This is a genomic window from Vibrio variabilis (genome assembly GCF_003263785.1).
Taxonomy (GTDB): Bacteria; Pseudomonadota; Gammaproteobacteria; order Enterobacterales; family Vibrionaceae; genus Vibrio; species Vibrio variabilis.
Map to the genome: position 1 here is coordinate 1 of NZ_JYJK01000037.1, position 250 is coordinate 250.

Sequence of the window (250 nt, forward strand, 5' to 3'; positions counted from 1 at the left end):
TCAAAGAGGGGGACCTTCGGGCCTCTCGCGTCAGGATATGCCCAGGTGGGATTAGCTAGTTGGTGAGGTAATGGCTCACCAAGGCGACGATCCCTAGCTGGTCTGAGAGGATGATCAGCCACACTGGAACTGAGACACGGTCCAGACTCCTACGGGAGGCAGCAGTGGGGAATATTGCACAATGGGCGCAAGCCTGATGCAGCCATGCCGCGTGTGTGAAGAAGGCCTTCGGGTTGTAAAGCACTTTCAG

The 250-nt window shown here is 56.8% G+C and carries 1 rRNA gene; it reads left to right on the forward strand.

The features are described from left to right. A 16S ribosomal RNA gene (locus TZ48_RS04480) occupies positions 1–250 on the forward strand; the annotation flags it as partial.